Here is a 719-nt window from a genome sequence, read left to right on the forward strand (position 1 = left end):
GCCCAGCCCAGCCCAGCCCAGCGCGGTCAGGCTGGGAGCGTCGGCGCGGCGTCGCACTCCGGGGCCGGGGTGCAGTGCAGGGAGTTTGCTACGGCCGTCGGCCCAGGGCCGGCAGCGCCCGGCGCTGAGCCCAGGACAGTGAGTCCGGGTCCTCAGCCCAGTGCCGTGAGCCCCGGCGCGAACACGATCAGCAAGGGCAGCAGCGGGACCAGGGTCGCCACCGTCGTCGTCAGGGCTCGGTGGCGGCGGCCCAGCCTCGGGCGCGGGTCCAGGAGGCGGTTGACGCGTTCGCCCAGGAGGCGGTGGCTGGAGGCGCAGGAGAGGACGCCTCGGTGGTTGTTCAGTTCGATCAGGGCCAACGCCGTGGTCAGGTGGCCGCATTGGCGGGAGGCCGTGTCGTCGGCGGCCAACTCCACCAGGCGGTGGGTCTGGTCGCAGAAGTGGGCGAACAGGGGGACGTGGGGGAAGCCCGAGGCCAGTGCGGTCGAGAGGTGCAGGAGCCAGTCGTGGTGGGCGCGGGCGTGGCCGCGTTCGTGGGTGAGGACCGCGTCGAGCTGGTGGCCGGTGAGGCGGTGCAACGCGCCTGTGGTGACGACCAGTTGGGGCGGGTGGCCGGGCATCCACCAGGCGTCCGGGTACTCGTCCTCCAGGACCAGGAGGGGGCCGCGCGCCGGGGGCAGGCCGGCCGGCAGGTCGGGGGCGCGTTCGCGGAGATGGGC

The 719-nt window shown here is 74.4% G+C and carries 1 protein-coding gene; it reads right to left on the reverse strand.

What is annotated here, in order from left to right; genetic code table 11:
* Positions 1-152: 152 nt before the first annotated feature.
* The coding region (locus tag AC31A1_RS52170) for a M56 family metallopeptidase (protein WP_489660038.1) at positions 153-719 on the reverse strand (567 nt) is incomplete at its 5' end.

The sequence above is a fragment of the Streptomyces sp. P5F9 genome, from assembly GCF_057961495.1.